Origin of the sequence: Neisseria sp. P0013.S005 (genome assembly GCF_051958425.1) — a bacterium.
Classification (GTDB): Bacteria; Pseudomonadota; Gammaproteobacteria; order Burkholderiales; family Neisseriaceae; genus Neisseria; species Neisseria subflava.
Map to the genome: position 1 here is coordinate 1 of NZ_JBQCVL010000102.1, position 234 is coordinate 234.

The following is a 234-nucleotide window of genomic DNA, read 5'->3' on the forward strand; positions in this document are numbered from 1 at the left end:
ATCCAAGACGCTGACAGGCATATAGTCCGTAGTGTTGACATGACATTACGATTTGCATATAAGGCGGCCGACATCTTCGTAAATCCAAACCCAAAGCGCGTCCTGCTCGTCGTAGCCGACCCTTACCTTTTCGCCGTTGAACTACATCAGTTCGGCGGAATAATAAGTCTTGCTGAACAGCGATACCTCCCCGCTCCGTACCGTGCGCATCACCTGCGGTCGGAACAAATATCC

At 51.3% G+C, this 234-nt stretch carries 1 pseudogene; it reads right to left on the reverse strand.

Annotation, left to right across the window (positions count from 1 at the left end):
• Positions 1 to 45: 45 nt before the first annotated feature.
• Positions 46 to 228 (reverse strand): annotated as a pseudogene (locus ACTHTA_RS11665) (Mu transposase C-terminal domain-containing protein).
• Positions 229 to 234 lie beyond the last annotated feature (6 nt).